The 2857-nt window shown below is 69.1% G+C and carries 2 protein-coding genes; both read left to right on the top strand.

The window, feature by feature from the left end; all coding sequences use genetic code 11:
• Positions 1-152 precede the first annotated feature (152 nt).
• Positions 153-1268: an alpha/beta hydrolase gene (locus VGT80_RS16895; protein WP_327457824.1), complete on the top strand. Its 1116-nt coding sequence runs from the start codon at positions 153-155 to the stop codon at positions 1266-1268.
• A gap of 171 nt (positions 1269-1439) precedes the next feature.
• The coding region (locus tag VGT80_RS16890; RefSeq protein WP_327457825.1) for a DEAD/DEAH box helicase family protein at positions 1440-2857 on the top strand (1418 nt) is incomplete at its 3' end.

The raw sequence follows: 2857 nt of genomic DNA, 5'->3' as shown, positions 1-2857 counted from the left end.
TGAACGCCGCCGGCCACAATGGCGCCTGGGAGCACGTGCAGGCCGACACCACCATCCTGATGATCCCCGGCGCCGGCCACTTCGTGCAGCATGACGCCGAGGCCCTGGTGAACCAGACCGTCCGGGATTGGTTGAACGCGCGGAGGTGAGCGGTGGCGAAACCCAGTCCTGAACCGAGATCGGCCGACAGGTCCGGCGGCGGCGGCGCCAAGGCGCTGCTGGCGGCGGTCGGCTTGGTGGCCGGCGCCTTCGTGGTGCGCGGCGCGATCCAGCGGGCGGGCCGGGCCAAGGCCTATCTCGCCGAGGGCATCGACGAGAAGATCTGGATCTCCGTCGGCGGCATCGACCAGTGGGTGACCATCCGCGGTCGGAACCTCGACAATCCGCTGCTGCTGGTGCTGCACGGCGGGCCGGGCTCGGCGCTGAGCGTGCTGGCCGGCAAGCTGTTCGCCGGCTGGGACGAGCATTTCACCGTGGTCAACTGGGACCAGCGCGGCGCGGGGCGCACCCTGCAGCGCAACGGCAAGGCCGGCTGCGGCAAGCTGACCATCGGGCGCATGGTGGTGGACGGCATCGAGCTGGCCGAGGACCTGCGCCGGCGGTTCCCGGGGCGGCCGCTGGTGGTGCTGGGCATCTCCTGGGGCAGCCTGCTGGGCGTCGAGATGGTGCGCGCCCGGCCCGACCTGTTCGCCGCCTATGTGGGCGCGGGCCAGGTCATCGACATGGCGCGCGGCGAGCAGCTCTCCTACTTCGGCGCCATCGACCGGCTGCGGGCCAAGGGCGAGGAGCGTTCCGCCCAGGCCCTGGAGGCCATCGGCCCGCCGCCCTACCCGACCCTCAAGGCGCTGATCAAGCAGCGCAAGCTGTTGATCTCGACCATGCCCAAGGCGGAGCGGGCGGTGTTCCGCCGGGCGCCCTTGGAGATGCTGCTGGCGCCCGACGCCAAGCTGCGCGACCTCGTCAACTTCCAGGCCGGGGCGAGGTTCTCGATGGACCAGCTCTGGGACCAGGTGATGGGCTGGCGGCTGGCCGACGGCGGCTATGGGCTCGAGGTTCCGGCGACCCTCCTGCAGGGCGACCTCGACCTGCAGACCCCCACCGCCCTGGTCACCGAGGCGGCGGCGGCGATGAAGGCCGAGCTGGTGATCCTCGAAGGCGCCGGTCACATGGCCCTGGTCACCCACGGCGACGAGGTGCTGAAGGCGCTGGTCAAGCGGGCGCGGCCGGCGGCGGTGAAGAAGCCGCGGAAGAAGAAGGCGAAGACCTGACTCAGCTTGGGTCCCGGCTTTCGCCGGAATGAGCGGCGTGATGCTGCCAACCCGCTGTCAGCAACCGCCATGGCGGCGCTGGAATAAGGGCGGCGCAGGACCTACCTTCTGACGCTCATGGCCAGGACCACAACCACCGCCGCGCCGCCAGCCGGAACCGGCGTCGCCGAAATGCCGGTCGATTTCGACTATGGCGAAGGGACCGGCGTGCTGTGGAAGCCGCACCGTCCCGAGCGGCCGGCCAAGTCGGAGGGCGGGCGGGCCTTCAAGCTGGTCAGCGACTACCAGCCGGCCGGCGACCAGCCGCAGGCGATCCAGGAGCTGGTGGCCGGGCTGGAAGGGCGCGAGCACGACCAGGTGCTGCTGGGCGTCACCGGCTCGGGCAAGACCTTCACCATGGCCAAGGTCATCGAGGCGACGCAGCGCCCGGCCCTGATCCTGGCGCCCAACAAGACGCTGGCCGCCCAGCTCTATTCCGAGTTCAAGAGCTTCTTCCCCGAGAACGCCGTCGAGTTCTTCGTCAGCTACTACGACTATTATCAGCCCGAGGCCTACGTCCCGCGGACCGACACCTATATCGAGAAGGACAGCTCCATAAACGAGCAGATCGACCGCATGCGCCACTCGGCGACGCGGGCGATCCTGGAGCGCGACGACGTGATCATCGTCGCCTCGGTGAGCTGCATCTACGGCATCGGCTCGGTCGAGACCTACACGGCCATGACCTTCGACCTGAAGCCCGGGGAGAAGATCGACGAGAAGCGCCTGATGGGCGACCTGGTGGCGCTGCAGTACAAGCGCAACGACGCCGCCTTCGAGCGCGGCAGCTTCCGCCGGCGCGGCGACACCATCGAGATCTTCCCGGCCCACTACGAGGACCGCGCCTGGCGGATCAGCCTGTTCGGCGAGGAGATCGAATCCATCACCGAGTTCGACCCGCTGACCGGCCGCAAGACCGCCGACCTGAAGGGCGTCCGGATTTACGCCAACAGCCACTATGTCACCCCGCGCCCGACGCTCAACCAGGCGATCGTCTCGATCAAGGACGAGCTGAAGGAGCGGCTGGACTGGCTGGTGGCCAACGGCAAGCTCCTGGAGGCGCAACGGCTCGAACAACGGACCACCTTCGACATCGAGATGATCCAGGCGACGGGCTCCTGCGCCGGGATCGAGAACTACAGCCGCTACCTGACCGGCCGCCGGCCCGGCGAGCCGCCGCCGACCATGTTCGAATATGTGCCGGACAACGCCCTCCTCTTCGTCGACGAGAGCCACCAGACCATCCCGCAGATCGGCGGCATGTACCGCGGCGACTACCGGCGGAAATTCACGCTCGCGGAATACGGCTTCCGCCTGCCGTCGTGCATGGACAACCGCCCGCTGAAGTTCGAGGAGTGGGACGCCATGCGGCCGGACTCGGTGGCGGTCTCGGCCACGCCCGGGCCCTGGGAGATGGACCGGGCCGGCGGGGTCTTCACCGAGCAGGTGATCCGCCCGACCGGCCTGATCGACCCGCCGGTGGAGGTCAGGCCCGTCGCCAAGGACGGCTTCAGCCAGGTCGACGACGTGATCGACGAGGTGCGCCAGAC

Origin of the sequence: Phenylobacterium sp. (assembly GCF_035944335.1) — a bacterium.
Taxonomy (GTDB): Bacteria; Pseudomonadota; Alphaproteobacteria; order Caulobacterales; family Caulobacteraceae; genus Phenylobacterium.
This window is presented reverse-complemented; position numbering and strand designations above follow the sequence as displayed.